The organism is Acidimicrobiales bacterium (assembly GCA_022452035.1).
In the GTDB taxonomy this organism is placed as follows: Bacteria; Actinomycetota; Acidimicrobiia; order Acidimicrobiales; family MedAcidi-G1; genus UBA9410.
Genome location: JAKURV010000006.1, coordinates 23273 through 38958, shown reverse-complemented (window position 1 = coordinate 38958; position 15686 = coordinate 23273). Strand labels below are relative to the sequence as shown.

The following is a 15686-nucleotide window of genomic DNA, read 5'->3' as shown; positions in this document are numbered from 1 at the left end:
CGAGTTTTCATCCCGAACGCGGCCGTCGATCGATTAACCAGTCAGCCCAACATGGAGCACCCGAGGAGATCAACCGTGCCCTTCGCCGATGTCAATGACCAGACCATCCACTACCTGGACACCGGTGGCGACGGGCCAGCCATCTTGCTGAGCCACGGCTTTGGCATGGGTCATGAGATGTGGGTGCATCAGGTTGGTCCTCTCACCGGCGCCGGATGGCGGGTCGTGACCTACGACGAACGGGGCTGGGGCCAGACAACCCACACCGAGCCCTTCGACTACTGGGACCTGGCTGCCGACGTGGTCGGGCTGCTTGACCACCTAGGCATTGATCGTGTGGTGCTCGGCGGTATGTCTCAGGGCGGTTTCCTGACGCTGCGGGTCGCGCTCACCGCCCCTGCCCGGGTTCGGGCCATGGTGTTAGTCGACACCGAGGCCGAAGCTCTCTCCGTCGAGGATCGGGCGCAGTACCAGGGACTCTTCGACGCCGCTGGCGCCATGGGGCTTTCCGGCGAGATCGGTGATGCCCTCCAGATGTTCCTGTTCGCCCCTGGCTACGCCGACGCCCGTTACTGGCGGGGCAAGTGGACCTCCAAGCCGATTGCCGCGTGGGTGGGGGCCAAGGACTGTCTCTTCGAACGCGATTCGATCGTCGAACGTCTTGGTGAGATCACCTGTCCGAGCATCGTCTTTCACGGCGACGCGGACATGGCCATTCCAGTGGAACGGGGGCGCCTCGTCTCGGAATCACTCTCGGGGCCGTCAACCTTCGTGGTGGTTCCCGGCGCCGGCCATACCAGCAACCTCGAGGCGCCAGACGTAGTCAATCCTGCCATGCTGGACTTTCTGGCCGGCTTGGACTGACCGGTGAGTACGTAGGCGAGACTCAGGTGCCCAGTAGGGGTCGGAAGCCTGTAATCGTGACTCGTTCGAACAGGCCCGCCTCGGCGTAGGGATCCCCGGCCGCGAACTCCTCGGCCGCCTCGCGGGTATCGACGTCAAGGACGATCAGAGAACCGCACATCTGGCCGTCATCATCCAGGAGGGGCCCACCGAACGTCACAGCAAAGCCGGCCAAGTACGCCAGGTGGTCCGGTCGGGTCTGGTCCCTCAGGTCGCCGGCGTCAGGGCGGTCCAGGGCGTGGATCACGTAGTGCATGCCTCGTCAGGATCGTCGCGCCGCGGCTGGTCCGCCAACCCGTAGATGGTGGCAGGTCGAACCCGAGCAGCTCCTCGTGCGCGCTTTCCTCCTGTTGCCGAATCGGGCTGTCACGCCTCTCCAGCTGTCGGATAGTCGATGTAGCCGGCGGGCCCCGGGGTGTAAAGGGTGCGTGAATCGAAGCGAGCCAACGGCAGACCATCAGCGAAGCGCTCAACTAGGTCGGGGTTGGCCAGGAAGTACCGCGCGAACGACACGGCGTCACATCGTTCGGCGGTGATGGCATCTTCGGCCTCTCGGGCGTCGAAGGAGTCGTTGGCGATTAGTGCTCCGTCGTGGTGGTCCCGGGCCAATGCCAGGTTGTCCAGGTGCGCTCCCGCCAGACGGATGACGTGTAGGTAGGCGAGCCCCATGGGACGTATCTCCTCCAGAAGTGCCCGGAAGGTGTCCTCGACGTCGGAAGGACCCTCATCTTGAAGGTCGTTGAAGGGGTTCCCCGGGCAGATGCGGAGGCCGATTCGGTTGGCTCCCACCTCGTCGGCCATTGCGTGTAGCACTTCAACCACAAACCGGATCCGATTCTGGACTGGCCCGCCGTAGGCGTCGGTTCTCCGGTTTGTTCCCGTGCACAGGAACTGGGCCGGTAGGTAGCCGCTCGTCCCGTGGAGTTCGACGCCATCGAATCCGGCTTCGACAGCCAGGGCAGCGAATCGCCGGTATTCCGCCACCACTCCTGGAACCTCGTATTCCGTCAGTTCTCGTGGTTGGTCGAAGGGCTGCAGGCCGTTGCCGTCCGTGTACATCTCTCCTGTGGCACGGACGGCTGACGGAGCCACAGTCTCGGCGTCCGGAGTCTTGTTGTCTTTATGGGCAATTCGTCCGCAGTGCATGGCTTGGGCGACGATCAGCCCGCCGCGCTGATGTACGGCGCTGGTTACTGGCCGCCAACCGTCGGCCCGTTCCGACGAGTCCAGGACCGGCGTGCGGCAATAACCCTTGCCGTCCTCGCTCGGGGCGATCCCCTCAGTCACGATTAGGCCTGCCGAAGCCCGCTGCCCGTAATACCAGGCCATCAGGTCGGTCGCTGCGCCGTTCTCGGTGGATCGTGAGCGGGTCATGGGCGCCATGACGATCCGGTTCCGGAGTTTCAGAGTTCCCAACGACGTTGGAGAAAAGAGGCTCACCATTCGAGGCAACCTAGGTTGAGGTTTCGCCGACCACGGTCACCAGCCAGACCAGGCCGAGGGTCATGACTAGGGCCAGGCCAACCGCTGCGCCATCCAAGCTGCCGAGACTGGCCACTACCGCCACAACCAGCGGTCCAAGCACCCGACCGCCGTCGGTGATCAGCGCGACAGCCGAGAGGAAGGACGCCGTTCCCTCCTTGGGGGCTAGGTCGCTACTCAGGGTGAATAGGGAGCCGGCGCTCAGGCCGTTCCCGACGCCCATCACCAACCCCGAAAACAAAACCCCTGTCGCCGAGTCCACCACCAGCAGGCTGAGGAGGCCGAGCGCGAGTAGTGCGTAGGCCGGCACTATGGCCGCTAGGCGACCCAGGCGGTCCATGATGTAGCCCGACAGCGGGAAGAGGATGAGGTCCGCGCTGTAGCCGGCAGCCACCAGTATCCCGATGGTCGATGGTCGAAGGTCTAAGGCAACCCCCACCAGGGGCAGTAACACCATCCGACCCTCACGCGTCGTCATAGCAGCCATCCCGAATAGGCCTGCGTGCAGTAGACGCCGCCGGTTCGCCCGTATCACCTCCAACAGGTCCGGACCTCCGGCACCGATCGGAGCAACCTCCCTTTCCGGCTTGAGGGCCCCAGGAAGAACCGCCGGAATGCCTATCGCTGCTCCTAGGCCGGCAGCCCCAAAGGTCCATCGGGCTCCCGCCACATCGACGAGGACTCCGCCAACGATGGTCCCGAGTAGAACTGAGAACCGCATTGTCCCGCCCATCAGTGACATGGCTCGGCCGCGGAGCTGGAGTGGAATCCGACGGGTCAGGTCAGCTTGGCGCGACAGCATCACACCGAGCGCGCCGGCCCCGAACACAAAGTGGCCAAGTCCCAAAAGGACGACCGTTCCGCTGGCCGTCATGACGGCCGCTGAACCCACCATGGCCACGAGGGACCCCGCCCCCACTCTGGCCGGACCCCACCGATCAGTGGCCCAACCTACGGGTAGCGCCCCGGTGGCAGCTCCCGCACCCCCGGCACCGGCCACAATGCTGGCCAGGGCGTACCCGTGGCCATCCCCAACCAGGATGATTGGCAATGCGACCAGGAGGAGGCTCATGCCGAGGCTGGCCGACATCCAGGGCCCGTAGATCGGCCAAACGTAAGGTGCCAGCGCTCGGAAGCCCATCGGCGCCGAAGGCTAGGCGGAGCACCGCCTTCACCAGCGCTTAGACCCTCCCGTAATATCGGGACGAGATCCGGGAGGCCTTGATGGCAGAACTCGAACTGGTGCTCAACGACCTGGACTTCGGCGAGGGGCCTCGCTGGCACGACGGCCGCCTTTGGTACAGCGACTTCTACCAGCACCGCGTCTACGCCGTTTCACCGGATGGCGAACGCGAAACCGTGCTGGACCTGGGCGACGAACAACCCTCCGGGCTTGGGTGGATGCCCGACGGCTCCCTGCTCGTCGTAGCCATGGTGGCCAGACAGGTTCTCCGTGTAGTGGACAGCGAGGTGATCATTCACGCCGATCTCTCTGAAGTCGCCACCTGGCACTGCAACGACATGGTCGTCGCGGCTGACGGCACCGCATACGTGGGGAACTTCGGCTGGGACATCGAGACCGACTATGGCCACCCACAGGCCGCAACTCTGGCCGTGGTGCGACCGGATGGAACCGTCGACGTCGGGCCCGGCGACCTGCTGTTCCCCAACGGTTCTGTCATCACCCCCGATGGGCGGACCCTGGTTGTGGGGGAAACATTCGGTCAGCGCTACACCGCCTTCAACCTTGACAGGAACGGAACACCGGGCCCGGGCCGTGTGTGGGCTCCCCTTCCGCAGTCGGCGCCCGACGGCTGCACGATGGACGAAGCGAGTGGAATCTGGTTTGCGGACGTGGCCACCTCTGGAGTGCTCCGGGTGTTGGAGGGTGGCGAGATCACCCACCGCATCGAGACTCCACAGCAGGCATTCGCCTGCACCCTCGGTGGTGACGACGGGCGGACCCTGTACATCCTCACCGCCCCGGCTGCCGGCTCGGTTCGCGCGGACACCGGCGACGGCTGTATCTGGGCCACGCGCGTGGACCATCCCCGTGCAGGCCGACCCTGAGGACCCCGGTGCTTGAGCCCCGAAATCGGGCTCTCGATAATCCGCCTTACCTGATCGATGACCGATCGATTAATCGGTGATGGATTCAGTCTCGGCCAGGCGCACCAGTGGTATCACCCGGTCCGTCTTTGTCTGGTAGTCGGCATAAAACGCGCGATCCTCCACGAGGGCCGCCCACAGGGCGTCACGGGTTGGGCCTGCATCGAGGACCTCGTGCTCAGACCAGAACATGCCGCCCTGCACCCTGACTTTCACCCGGGGATTGGCCTCCCGGTCCCGTAGGTTCAGGACCCACGCCGGGTCATTCGTCGCCCCGGCAAACGATCCGACCACAATCCGATGCCCGTCGGCATCACGCCAGAACGGTAAGGCCACCTTGTGTTCGTTACCCGATCGTCGACCGACGGTGTGTAACAGCACGTGGTGCATACCCACCACACACCACACGGCATCGTCATCGGAGGCCTCCATCCCCATGATGTGCGCCTTCGTAATCTCGATTATCTCTGCGTGGGTGGGGGTCTCCCACTCCATAACGACCTTCTGGCTCTCGGCTTCGTCGCTCATGGAGCGGACCGTAGTCTCGGTCTGACCCCCAGACCGGGTCCGGTCCCCGGGCCCGCTTCGGCAGACTGCTGCCCCACGCAGGATGATCACGGTGACTGAAGGGCCAGCCATGAGTCGACGACCGAACGTCATCCTCATCAACTGCGACGATCTGGGTTACGGCGACCTGTCGTGCTACGGCTCAACTCAGCATGAGACCCCGACCCTGGACTGCATGGCCTCTGAAGGGGCCCGCCTCACCGACTTCTACATGGCGTCACCGGTCTGCTCGCCGTCACGGGCCGCGATGCTTACCGGTAGTTATCCGCTCCGGGTTGGCTTCGGTGGGCGGAGCATCGACAACGCTCCCGTCTTGTTCCCCGGCCAGGCTCAGGGGCTGCACCCTGACGAGATCACCATCGCCCGGCTCCTCAGCGACGCTGGGTATGCCACCCGGCTGGTCGGAAAGTGGCACTGCGGAGACCAACCGGAGTTCCTGCCTACCCGCCATGGTTTCGACGGATGGTTTGGCCTCCCCTACAGCAACGACATGGGTCGGCAGGCCTTACCGCCCGAGGGGCAGTCCTACCGCGACATCATGGAGCAACTAGGAACACCGGTGCCCAACGACGCCCCGATGCTGGCTAACCGCCCGCCCCTTCCTCTTATGCGGGACGACGACGTAGTAGCCGAGCAGCCCGACCAGGCTGCCCTTACCGAGGCATACGTTGCCGACGCGGTGGAGTTCCTACGCTCTAATCGGAACCGGCCGTTCTTCCTCTACCTGGCACACCTCTACGTGCACCTGCCGATCTACGTCCGGGATCGCTTCGTCCGACAGTCAACTAATGGCCGTTACGGGGCGGCGGTGCAATGTATTGATTGGTCAACCGGGGCACTCCTTGCCGAGATCCGAGCTCTGGGCCTGGACGAGGACACGGTGGTCGTCTTCACCAGTGACAACGGTGCCCTGATTCGCGACGGCGGTGGAAGCAACGGCGCGCTCCGGGCCGCAAAGGGCACAACGTGGGAGGGCGGTCAGAGGGTTCCGTGCATCGTCCGGTGGCCGGGAAGAGTCCCGGCTGGGCAGACGGTCCCCGAGGTCGTCAACGCCATGGACCTCTATCCCACAATCGCGGGGTGGTGTGGCGTCGACGTCCCTGGCGACCGGACTCTGGACGGGCGAGACATCAGCACCCTCCTGGAGGGCGGCGACGCTCCGCCCGAGGCCCCGTTCTTCTACATCCTTGGCGGCAACGTGGAGGCCGTGAGAAAAGGCCGCTGGAAGCTTCATGTCCGGAAGTGGAACGTGGAACGGGTGCGGCTCTATGACCTGGAGACGGATATCGGCGAGCGAAACGACGTGGTCGAGGAAAACCCCGCTGTGGTTGCCGAGCTCTTAGCCCTCGTCGAGGAGGCCAGGGACGAACTTGGCGACGACGCCTCAAACACCCTTGGCTCCGACGTCCGCCCGGTGGGTCAGGTAGCTGATCCCGTCACCCTTACCTCCTACGACCCTGACACCCCATACTTCATGGCCGAATACGACCTGACCGAACGGGGTTGACCCCTGCCGGAAATGGAGGAAACCGCATGACCACTGTCCTGATCCACGGCAACCCGGAAACTGATGCCATCTGGACTGACTTGGTCTGCGAGCTCACCGACCGCAGCGTCACTGACCTGGTGCTGCTTTCGCCACCCGGGTTCGGCGCATCAATACCGGACGGGTGGGGAGCCACCCAGCTCGAATACCGAGACTGGCTGATCGCCGAGCTGGAGGATCTGACCTCCGGTGGCAACCCGGTCGACCTGGTTGGCCATGACTGGGGGGCCGGCCACGTGTTTGGCGTCCTGGCTACCCGACCTGACCTCGTCCACTCGTGGGCGTGTGACTGCACGGGCCTTGTACACCCCGACTACCAGTGGCACGACCTAGCCCAACTCTGGCAAACCCCCGACGTTGGTGAGCAGGTACTGGACGGGATGGGTGCCGTGTCACGCGAGGACTGGATTGCCAACATGGGCACCAACGGCGTAACCAAGGCGGCGGCCGCGGACATGGCCGACGCACTCGAGGCCATGACCGACTGCATCCTCCCGCTCTACCGGTCGGGCGCCCAGCCGGCAATGATCGAGTTGGGCAAGATCCTGGCCGCCACCGACCTCCCACCCGGGCTGGCCTTGGACCCGACCGAGGACCCCTATGTAGGGCCGCCGGGTCGGGCCGCCGAAATGGCCGACCGCCTGGGTGCCTGGCACGCTCCGATGGATGGTGCTGGCCACTGGTGGATGATGGAGCGTCCCGACGAGGCCGCTGACCTGCTCGTGGGCTTCTGGGCCTCACTGTGATCGGTGACACCGTCCCACGCGTTGGCCCCGCCGACATCCGGGCGGGATGATGGGTCCTGTCTGATTTCGGTCGAACGGAGCACGTCCACCATGCAGGGCCTTATCCAGGAGGGCAACGGCGAGGAGCACGTCCGGCTATCCGACGCCCTTGAGCATGCGGCGGACCTTGAGCCGCGGCAGGTCCGCGTCGAGATCCGGGCGGCCGGTGTCTGCGGCAGTGATCTCAGTTGCGTGCACGGCAAGTACTACATGCCCACCCCGCTGGTCCCCGGGCACGAGGCAGCCGGCGTCGTTGTGGAGGTCGGATCGGCCGTTACTTATTGCTCGGTAGGTGACCACGTGGTGCTGTCCACGTTTGGGAACTGTGGACACTGCCCGACCTGCGAGGGCGGTGATCCGGGTAACTGCGGCTTCGGCGGTCTCCGTCATACCCACGTCGAGGGCGAGCAGGCCCTGTGGGGGTTCGCCAACCTGGGCGCCTTTGCCCAAGAGACCATCGTCCACGAGAACCAAGCCGTCCCTATCCCCGCTGAGGTTCCCCTCACCTCGGCTGCCCTCATCGGGTGCGGTGTAATGACCGGAGCTGGGGCGGTATTCAACCGGGCTCGGGTGGCCGTCGGCGACCGGGTCGCAGTCATCGGTGCTGGGGGCGTCGGTCTAAACGTCATTCAGGCGGCCCGGCTCAGTGGCGCCTCCCAGGTCATCGCTATCGACCGGGCGCCCTCCAAGGAGCGGATGGCCACCGAGTTCGGAGCCACCGACTTCCTGTTGGCTGATAGCGACGACTTCGACGCGGTGGCCGCCGTGCAGCAGGTCAGCGGCGGCGGCGTGGACCACGCCTTCGAGGTGGTGGGTAGTACCAAGCTTTTGGCCGACGCCATCTCCATGGTCCGAGCGGGCGGAAACGTGTGTGCCGTAGGGGTTCCCGACCTCACGGCCACTGTTACCTACCCGTTCCAGGCCCTTCACCAGAACAAAAACCTGTTGGGTATCCGGGCCGGGGGCGGCAAACCCCGGCGAGATTTCCCGCTCCTGGCCGACCTGTACCTCCGGGGCATGCTTCGGCTGGATGAGTTGGTCTCCCATACTGCTGGCCTTGACGGCCTTCAGGAGGCGTTCAACTCCCTAAAGGCAGGCGCTGAGGCCCGAACCGTTCTGCTCCCCCACGGCTAATTCGTCACGGGTTCAGCTGCACACCAGCAATAACACGAGAGGAGATCAGCGTGCCCCGAGTTGACTTGGACGGCAGTTCCTCTGTCGTCACCGGCGGAGCGTCCGGTATCGGCGAGGCCAGTGCCCGTCAACTAGCAGCCGCTGGAAGCCGGGTCGTCGTTGCCGACCTCAACGAGGAGCGTGGCCAGGCCGTGGCCTCCGAGTTGGGAGGCCTATTTGTTCGTTGCGATGTCACCAGCACCGACGATGCCGACGCTGCGGTGGCCGCTGCTTCTGAGATGGGCCCGCTCAGGGCGCTCGTCAACTCGGCGGGTCTCGGATATGCGGCGCGGACTATCTCCCGCGACAACGAGCCGATGGACCTAGCTCGGTTCGAGTTCGTGGTCCGGGTCAACCTGATTGGCTCGTTCAACGTGCTCAGTCGTGCCGCCGGTGCCATGGCGGCGACTGAGCCGCTGGATGAAGACGGACAACGAGGTGCGGTAGTGAATATGGCTTCTGCTGCGGCCTTCGACGGCCAGATTGGACAGGCCGCCTACTCGGCCTCCAAGGGCGGCATCGTGGGCATGACGCTTCCCGTCGCCCGGGACCTGTCGGCTGTCGGTGTACGGGTCAACACCATCGCTCCTGGCCTCATCGACACCCCCATCTATGGCGAGGGCGAACAGAGCGAAGCCTTTAAGGCTCACCTGGGCCAGTCGGTGCTGTTCCCAAAGAGGCTGGGTTCCTCCGAGGAACTGGCCTTTATGGTCATGGACTTACTAACCAACCCGTACATGAACGGTGAGGTCATCCGGGTCGACGGGGGCATCCGGATGCCCCCCAAGTAAGCCGACCTGAGATGGGCGGCAATGGGGAGTCGGCGGTGCTCACTGAGCGCCGAGGTCGAGTTCTGGTCATCACGCTGAATCGACCCGAAGCCATGAACGCCATCAACGGGGCCCTGTCCGAGGGCCTGCGGTCCGCCGTGCAGGAGCTCGACAGTGATTCTGGGCTCACGGCCGGTGTCGTAACCGGTGCCGGAAAGGGCTTCTGCTCCGGCATGGACCTCAAGGCGTTCTCGCGGGGTGAGGACATCGGGCCGATGTTGGAGTTCGTGCAAAATGGCGCAGCTAAGCCACTTGTCGGGGCGATTGAGGGGTTCGCCCTTGCTGGAGGGCTGGAACTGGCCCTGTCGTGCGACCTGCTGGTAGCTGCCCGTGGGGCCAAGTTAGGCATACCGGAGGTTGGGGTGGGCCTGTTTGCCGCAGGAGCTGGCCTGTTCCGGCTGCCCGGTCGTGTCGGCTACGGCACGGCCATGGAGATGGCCATTACCGGAGATCCGATCACCGCCGAGGAAGCTGCCGACCACGGTCTGGTGTCCCGGCTGACTGAGCCCGGTGAGGCGCTCAGTGCGGCCCTCGTTCTGGCCGAGCGGATCGCCCAGAATGCTCCGCTGGCCGTAGCCGCCTCCAAGCAGCTCATCCGGGCAACCCAGGGCGCCACCGAAGAGGAGCTGTGGAAGATCCAGCGACCCCACATGGCGACCGTCTGGAAGTCCGGCGACGCCAAGGAGGGCCCCCGGGCTTTCGCCGAGAAACGTCCCCCGGAGTGGACCGGGACCTAAACGGTGCCGACTGCCTGTCAGGCCGCTGCCGGCCCTCGGCTCAACTGGCAGCGGTTCCCGGGAGGAGCATGGCCAGTTGTCGGGAGCGGGCCACTAGAGACCCGTTGGCGTCCCAGATGCACCCATCTTCGATCATCCGGCCGTCGTGCAGGTCCTCGGTGGTGAACCGGCCCATCATCCATCCAGGACTGGGGCGGCGTCTCACGTGGACGGTCAGCTCGATGGTGGGAACCCAGCCCACCCGTCCGAGCCGCGAGAAGATCGACGGGGCGAAGGCGTCGGAGAACAGTACGGCGCCCAGGGCATCGGGGGGACGTTCGTCGGCGAAACGGATCCAACCAACCACCTCGGCCTTGTTCGAGCCCCCAGCGGTCGACATCGCGGGATGCACTCGGAGGTCAACTCGGCTGGAGATGAAAAGGCGTACGCCCTGCTCCAATCCGTCGCGTTCAACGCACTCGTCCAGGGGCGGCATGCTCGGTGGAGGAAGGGTGATCTCATGGTCGTGGCCCGACGTGTCGGACAGGTCGCCTAGGGCTGCCACCACTTCGATCCGGGGCCGTCCGTCCTGAGAGAGCGTGGCCCTCCCCGTGGTTACCGATCGTCCGGAGCGGAGTAGCTCGATGACCACCTCGCCAGGCTGTCCTCCAGAACCGGGACGAAGAAAATGGGTGGTGACCGAGACCGGGTCCTGGTGAGGGCCTATTTGGCGCAGGGCCTGAAGGGCGATGGCCGTCAGATAGCCGCCGTTTGGGTTATCGCCGATGTTCCACGACCCGCTGACCTGGGCGGCGAATCGTCCCTCGCCGACAGGCTCCACCTCGGTCTCCCGGTCGAACTGGCTACTCATCCAAGTAGGTCCATGCAGACGTCGTGATACAACCCGGTGGTCAAACCCAGCGACTCGATGTCGATCCGCTCGTCGTTTCCGTGGAATCTCTGGGCGAATTCCCCGCCACTGATCCGAGGGCTGAGGAGGCCCGCCCCGTAGGCCACAGCCCCCATCTCCCGGTAGACCCGAGCGTCCGTGAATCCCACAATGAACTGGGGGTTGATTCGGGCCGTGGGGAACGGCCGTGCCACGGCCCGCTCCAGAGCGTCCCACAGGGGAGTTTCGATGCGGCTAGATGAGGCGGCGTCGTCTTGGAGGACCTCTAACTCAACGTGGTCGGCTAAGTCTCCGAGTGCCTCGCGGAGGTGGCCGCGGACCTCCTCGGTGTGGTCGCCGGGCATGGTGCGGATATCCACATCGATAGTTACCCGGTCAGGTATCACGTTGGTCTTGCCCAGACCGTCAGCCACGTTGGGCGAGAAGGTCGTGTGGGTACACGCGTGCAAGTGTCCCGCCATTCCCGGGTCGGGCAGGGCAGCCAGGAACTCGTCGATTCGGTCCGTGTCAAGGAGTTGCTCTCGGAGTTCTTCGTCCAGGGCCATGGCGTCCACCTGGCCCCTCCATAGTTCATGGAAGCGGGCCGGTGGTCGGTAGTCGGCGAGGCGCTGCACTACGGCGGCCGCCTTCACTAGCGCGTTGTCGGTCCGGTAGGGCGCCGAGCCATGGCCTGGAGTTCCCCGAACAGTCAGGCGCCGCCAGGCCGCCCCCTTCTCGGCCACGTTGACCGAGATGGCCGGAGCCTCAGCGCTACCCGAGTGGAGGCCACCGTTCTCGGTGAGGACGTAGTCAGCTCGGATGGCGTCGGCCTCGTGGTCGGCCATCCAACGGGCCCCGTGGGCGCTACCTGACTCTTCGTCGGCCACCGCGAAGAAAATCAGATCGCCGGTGGGTCGAAAGCCGCTGTCAGCCAGGCTACGAAAGGCCACGGCCTGGGAGGCAGTCAGGTTCAACATGTCGACGGCACCCCGACCCCAGACCTCGCCGTCTACCACCTCTCCGCCGAACGGGTCACGGCTCCAACCATCTGGGTTCACTGGAACCACGTCGGTGTGGCCCATAAGGCACAGGGAAGGGGCAGCAGGGTCCGACCCCTCGATGCGGGCCACCAGCGAGGTCCGGCCCGGGGTGGGTTCGTAGCACTGAAGGTCTAGGCCGGTGCCCTCCAGGTAGGTGGCGAGCAGGTCGGCGTTGCGAACCTCCTGGCCCGACTCGGGGGTGCCGTCGTTCACACATTCGTTGCGGATCAGGGCCTGCAGAAGCTCAACGGTCTCCGCTGTCCGTTCGGTCGCCGTCGCCATCAGGTTCTCACTGCATCCGCTCGGCGGCCGCCAACTCGATTGCCGCCTCATCTTCCTTCCGGAAGGCCCGTCGGGTAGCAATGTCCACGCGGTGAATCCGGCCCCGGAACGCGAAGGGTGGCTCGTAGTCAGGGCTGACCCCAGTCGGGTTTCGGCCCACGTCAAGCCCCACGGGCGAGATCATGGTGGGTATCTCGGGGATGCTCTCCTCGCCGACCAGTGTCCCATCGACCAACAGGCGAGCCCGTCCGGGACCTTGTCGCACGCGGTCCTGGTGGACCTCTAGGACGGAACGGCCGGTTGGAACCGGTGACGGGGATCGAAGCACCGTGTGGTTGCCGTACGCGTTGTGGTCGTAGACGAGGTGTCCCTGCCGGTCGACGTAGGCCACTAGCCCATTGTTCACTGTTCCGACGGCAAGGAGAACTCCGACGTCTTCGCCGTCGGGCCGCTCCACATCGAAGCGCATTGTCCAGTTCCGCGAGCCGAGGGCGGGGCCCGCGTCCGGAGGAACGCGCGGCGTGGGTGGGAGGTAGGTGAATTTGTCTCGGTTTCTTGGTGTTCCGGGTGTGGAGTGGCCGGCGAACAGCCTTCCCGTCCCGGCAAGGTTTCCGGCGTCATCCATGATGGGAAGCACGTCGTAGCGTTCAGCCTCCTCCCAGAACCGGTCCACCATCCCAGCCAGTCGTTCGGGTTGGGCATCGGCCAAGTCGCGGCACTCCGAGAAGTCCTCGTCGAGGTGGTATAGCTCCCAGACGTCGTCGTCTAAGGAGGTGCCGTATCGGTGGTAGGCCACGGCCTTCCATCCGTCGTACCAGAGTGCCCGGTGTCCCTGCATCTCGAAGTACTGGGTCTTCTTCCGTGTGGGGACGGCGCCGGCATCCTCGGCTTTTATGTCGAAGGTGTAGGCCAGGCTGGTCCCCTCGATTGGCTGCTGGGCCACGCCTCCAATCTCGTCGGGCAATGTTGAACCGACCAGCTCGAGGATCGTCGGAGCCATGTCGATCACATGGTGAAACTGGGTACGGATTCCCCCCGAGGCTTCCTGGTCGATGCCGTTGGGCCACGAGACGATCAGAGGGTCGCGAACGCCGCCTCCGTGAGTGTTCTGCTTGTAGCGCTTGCCGGGGGTGTTGCCCACCTGGGCCCACCCCCACGGGTAGTTGGTGTTAGACGTCCGGGTTCCGATGGCGTCCAGCCGGTCCATCGCCTCGTCGAGGGGTTGATCGATTCCGTTGAAGTGCCGGAACGTGTCCAGAACCCCGTGTGCTCGACCCTCTTGGGACGCCCCGTTGTCGCTGAGGGCCACAATCATGGTGTCGTCGGCAATGCCCAACTCGTCCAGCGAGTCCAGCAGTCGCCCTAGTTGAGCATCGGTGTGGTCCAGCATGGCGGCGAAGGCCTCCTGGAGCCGGCAGGCCACGTTACGTTCGTCTGCCGAGAGGTCCTCCCATGCCTCCACCCCTGGGTTGCGGGGGGCGAGCTCCGTCCCGGGTGGGACCACTCCCATGTCCAGTTGCCGTTCGTAAACCTGTTGACGGACTACGTCCCACCCCTCGTCGAAGCGGCCCCGCCACTTCTCGAGGTAGGTGTCCGGTGCCTGGTGAGGGGCGTGGGTAGCGCCAAAGGCCAGGTACAAAAAAAACGGACGTTCCGGAACCATTGTGTGTTGGGTCCGGACCAGGTCGATTGCGTGGTCGACCAGGTCTTCTGTGACGTGGTAACCCTCCGCGGGGGTTCGGGGGACGTCGACTAGGCGGTTGTCCTCGTAGAGCTCCGGGTGGAACTGGTCGGTCTCGCCCTGCATGAATCCGTAGTACCGGTCGAATCCCCGCTGGAGCGGCCAGTCTCCGAACGGGCCGACAGCAGAGGCTTCTCGCATTGGGGTGAGGTGCCATTTGCCGATGGCCCACGTAGCGAAACCGTCCTCGCGGAGAATCTCAGCCAGCGTGCCCGCCGATCGGGCGATCCGACCGCGCATATTGGGGAAGCCAGTATCGAAGTTGGACAGGGCCCGCATGCCCACCGAGTGGTGGTTGCGACCCGTTAGGAGACAGGCGCGAGTCGGCGAGCAGAGTGCCGTGGTGTGAAAGTTTGTGTAGCGAAGGCCCCGGGCGGCTAGGCGGTCATAGTTGGGGGTGTCGACCGATCCTCCGTAACAACCCAGGTGGGCGAAACCGGTGTCGTCCAGCAGGACGACGATCACGTTGGGCGTGCCGGTGGCCGGCAGGACCGGCTCGGGCCACCAGGGTGTGGACTCGCTGGTGGTGCGTCCGATGATTGGGCCATCAGTGGTCGGGTGATCCATGCCTTCAGCGTGGCGCAGGCTGCGGCCCCGGCCCCAACCGGGGACGGCGTTCAGGCGATCTGGTCGGCCCGACGGCGGCCTTTGAGACGCTCATGCGCCTCGAGGGTCCCGTCGTGCCAGGTCCCGGCGGCCCTGTCGATTGGCGCCTGCGTGTTGCCGTAGTTCACCTCAAAGTACCGGTGGTGCAGTTGGTGGAAGTAGTCCCCGGCTGGGATTTCCCACCGGCCGATGATCTTCACCCGCTCGAAGCCGGAGTGAGACGGCGCCGGACCGGGTCCTTGGTAGAAACCGCACATCAGGATCACCACTGGATGGACTGGTACTACCCACCAGAGCAGGAAGAGCGAGAAGTAGATCAGGTGTTCCACAGGGTGCATGGAAATACCGCTCCACGGTCCAGGGTTGATGTTGCGATGGTGAAGGTGGTGGGCCGCCCGGTACAGCGGCTCCCAGTGGAGAAGCCGGTGGTTGACCCAGAAGTGGATTGTGGACCACAGGACCACGCCCAGAGTGGCCATCACGAATATGTAGGCCGGGTTGGAGACCCAGTCTGGTCGGTCTACTAGGCCGCTGGCGTAGGCCCAGTGGGTGAGTGCCTCGTAGGCCGTTAGAAAGAATCCGCCACTGGTCAGAGTCCAGAAGGCGTTGTCCTTCACCTGGTCGCCGAACAGATACTTGCGACCCTTTACCGGCCATCGTCGGTTGAATTTGTAGGAGTCACCCTGGCGGCGACGGGCGTACAGCGTCCAATGAAGGCCGCCGACCACCAGGGTAAGGACGGCAAGGTTGCGTGCCCAGATTTGGAGAATCCAGTTTGCCTGCAGGGTGGCCATCTGCTCCTCGGGGGGCAGTAGCCACTTCCAGATTATGAGGGAGAGAATCAGGTAGGTCCCCACCCACGGGTACAGGAGGCGCCCAACAAACCACCTGACTGCGGCCAGTGGTCTCGGTGGCCAGGCGTAGATCGGTGGGGGTGTGATCGGGACTGATGGCTCGTAGTCGGTGTTGGCCTTGTCAATCCCGCCGGTCACGTCCAGGCCCCGAACCTCAGCGCCG

Annotated in this window: 15 protein-coding genes; 7 read left to right on the top strand and 8 right to left on the bottom strand. The window is 64.8% G+C overall.

The annotated features are described in order from the left end of the window. Positions 1 to 75 precede the first annotated feature (75 nt). Positions 76 to 864, top strand: a complete 789-nt coding sequence (locus tag MK181_03575; GenBank protein MCH2418875.1) for an alpha/beta hydrolase — start codon at positions 76 to 78, stop codon at positions 862 to 864. A 22-nt stretch (positions 865 to 886) separates the two neighbouring features. Here MK181_03575 and MK181_03570 read toward each other — a convergent pair whose 3' ends face one another. The 3 genes from MK181_03570 to MK181_03560 all read right to left on the bottom strand — a co-directional run bounded on the left by MK181_03570 (position 887) and on the right by MK181_03560 (position 3475). Then, complete coding sequence (locus tag MK181_03570) at positions 887 to 1159, bottom strand: YciI family protein (protein MCH2418874.1); 273 nt, start codon at positions 1157 to 1159, stop codon at positions 887 to 889. A gap of 110 nt (positions 1160 to 1269) precedes the next feature. Beyond that, positions 1270 to 2346 (bottom strand): alkene reductase, encoded by a 1077-nt coding sequence (locus MK181_03565; protein ID MCH2418873.1) that lies wholly within the window; start codon positions 2344 to 2346, stop codon positions 1270 to 1272. A gap of 10 nt (positions 2347 to 2356) precedes the next feature. After that, complete coding sequence (locus MK181_03560; GenBank protein MCH2418872.1) at positions 2357 to 3475, bottom strand: MFS transporter; 1119 nt, start codon at positions 3473 to 3475, stop codon at positions 2357 to 2359. Between the two features lie 134 nt (positions 3476 to 3609). Between MK181_03560 and MK181_03555 the strand changes: the two genes are divergently transcribed. Further along, positions 3610 to 4455 carry an SMP-30/gluconolactonase/LRE family protein gene (locus MK181_03555; GenBank protein MCH2418871.1) on the top strand — a complete coding sequence of 282 codons (846 nt, stop codon included), beginning with the start codon at positions 3610 to 3612 and terminating at the stop codon, positions 4453 to 4455. A gap of 69 nt (positions 4456 to 4524) precedes the next feature. Here MK181_03555 and MK181_03550 read toward each other — a convergent pair whose 3' ends face one another. After that, the gene (locus tag MK181_03550) at positions 4525 to 5022 is read right to left on the bottom strand and encodes a nitroreductase family deazaflavin-dependent oxidoreductase (protein MCH2418870.1); all 498 of its coding nucleotides are present in this window, start codon (positions 5020 to 5022) and stop codon (positions 4525 to 4527) included. A 91-nt stretch (positions 5023 to 5113) separates the two neighbouring features. On the opposite strand from MK181_03550, the gene MK181_03545 reads away from it, so the two are divergent. The 5 genes from MK181_03545 to MK181_03525 all read left to right on the top strand — a co-directional run bounded on the left by MK181_03545 (position 5114) and on the right by MK181_03525 (position 10132). After that, entirely contained in the window at positions 5114 to 6568 is a 1455-nt protein-coding gene (locus MK181_03545; GenBank protein ID MCH2418869.1) for a sulfatase, read from the top strand. A gap of 26 nt (positions 6569 to 6594) precedes the next feature. Continuing rightward, a complete protein-coding gene (locus tag MK181_03540) occupies positions 6595 to 7353 on the top strand; it encodes an alpha/beta hydrolase (GenBank protein MCH2418868.1) in 759 nt (252 codons plus the stop codon). Positions 7354 to 7443: 90 nt separating this feature from the next. Further along, complete coding sequence (locus tag MK181_03535; protein MCH2418867.1) at positions 7444 to 8526, top strand: alcohol dehydrogenase catalytic domain-containing protein; 1083 nt, start codon at positions 7444 to 7446, stop codon at positions 8524 to 8526. A 50-nt stretch (positions 8527 to 8576) separates the two neighbouring features. Continuing rightward, on the top strand, positions 8577 to 9356 hold the full coding sequence (locus MK181_03530) for an SDR family NAD(P)-dependent oxidoreductase (protein ID MCH2418866.1): 780 nt from the start codon (positions 8577 to 8579) through the stop codon (positions 9354 to 9356). A gap of 35 nt (positions 9357 to 9391) precedes the next feature. After that, positions 9392 to 10132: a crotonase/enoyl-CoA hydratase family protein gene (locus MK181_03525; GenBank protein MCH2418865.1), complete on the top strand. Its 741-nt coding sequence runs from the start codon at positions 9392 to 9394 to the stop codon at positions 10130 to 10132. Positions 10133 to 10172: 40 nt separating this feature from the next. Here MK181_03525 and MK181_03520 read toward each other — a convergent pair whose 3' ends face one another. Genes MK181_03520 through MK181_03505 form a run of 4 tightly spaced genes read right to left on the bottom strand, consistent with a single transcriptional unit; the run spans position 10173 to position 15661 of the window. Further along, positions 10173 to 10982, bottom strand: coding sequence for a thioesterase family protein (locus MK181_03520; protein MCH2418864.1), 810 nt, complete (start codon positions 10980 to 10982; stop codon positions 10173 to 10175). Then, the gene (locus tag MK181_03515) at positions 10979 to 12322 is read right to left on the bottom strand and encodes a M20/M25/M40 family metallo-hydrolase (GenBank protein MCH2418863.1); all 1344 of its coding nucleotides are present in this window, start codon (positions 12320 to 12322) and stop codon (positions 10979 to 10981) included. Before MK181_03515 ends, MK181_03520 begins: the two co-directional genes overlap by 4 nt. 7 nt (positions 12323 to 12329) lie before the next feature. Continuing rightward, positions 12330 to 14630: an arylsulfatase gene (locus tag MK181_03510; GenBank protein ID MCH2418862.1), complete on the bottom strand. Its 2301-nt coding sequence runs from the start codon at positions 14628 to 14630 to the stop codon at positions 12330 to 12332. Between the two features lie 50 nt (positions 14631 to 14680). Next, on the bottom strand, positions 14681 to 15661 hold the full coding sequence (locus MK181_03505) for a sterol desaturase family protein (protein MCH2418861.1): 981 nt from the start codon (positions 15659 to 15661) through the stop codon (positions 14681 to 14683). Between the last annotated feature and the right edge of the window lie 25 nt (positions 15662 to 15686).

What these genes read in the sequence shown, in the direction of transcription:
- MK181_03570 (MCH2418874.1), bottom strand. Translation starts at nt 1,159, where the DNA reads ATGCACTACGTGATCCACGCCCTGGACCGCCCTGACGCCGGCGACCTG.
- MK181_03565 (MCH2418873.1), bottom strand. Translation starts at nt 2,346, where the DNA reads ATGGTGAGCCTCTTTTCTCCAACGTCGTTGGGAACTCTGAAACTCCGG.
- MK181_03560 (MCH2418872.1), bottom strand. Translation starts at nt 3,475, where the DNA reads ATGTCGGCCAGCCTCGGCATGAGCCTCCTCCTGGTCGCATTGCCAATC.
- MK181_03555 (MCH2418871.1), top strand. Translation starts at nt 3,610, where the DNA reads ATGGCAGAACTCGAACTGGTGCTCAACGACCTGGACTTCGGCGAGGGG.
- MK181_03550 (MCH2418870.1), bottom strand. Translation starts at nt 5,022, where the DNA reads ATGAGCGACGAAGCCGAGAGCCAGAAGGTCGTTATGGAGTGGGAGACC.
- MK181_03540 (MCH2418868.1), top strand. Translation starts at nt 6,595, where the DNA reads ATGACCACTGTCCTGATCCACGGCAACCCGGAAACTGATGCCATCTGG.
- MK181_03535 (MCH2418867.1), top strand. Translation starts at nt 7,444, where the DNA reads ATGCAGGGCCTTATCCAGGAGGGCAACGGCGAGGAGCACGTCCGGCTA.
- MK181_03520 (MCH2418864.1), bottom strand. Translation starts at nt 10,982, where the DNA reads ATGAGTAGCCAGTTCGACCGGGAGACCGAGGTGGAGCCTGTCGGCGAG.
- MK181_03515 (MCH2418863.1), bottom strand. Translation starts at nt 12,322, where the DNA reads ATGGCGACGGCGACCGAACGGACAGCGGAGACCGTTGAGCTTCTGCAG.
- MK181_03510 (MCH2418862.1), bottom strand. Translation starts at nt 14,630, where the DNA reads ATGGATCACCCGACCACTGATGGCCCAATCATCGGACGCACCACCAGC.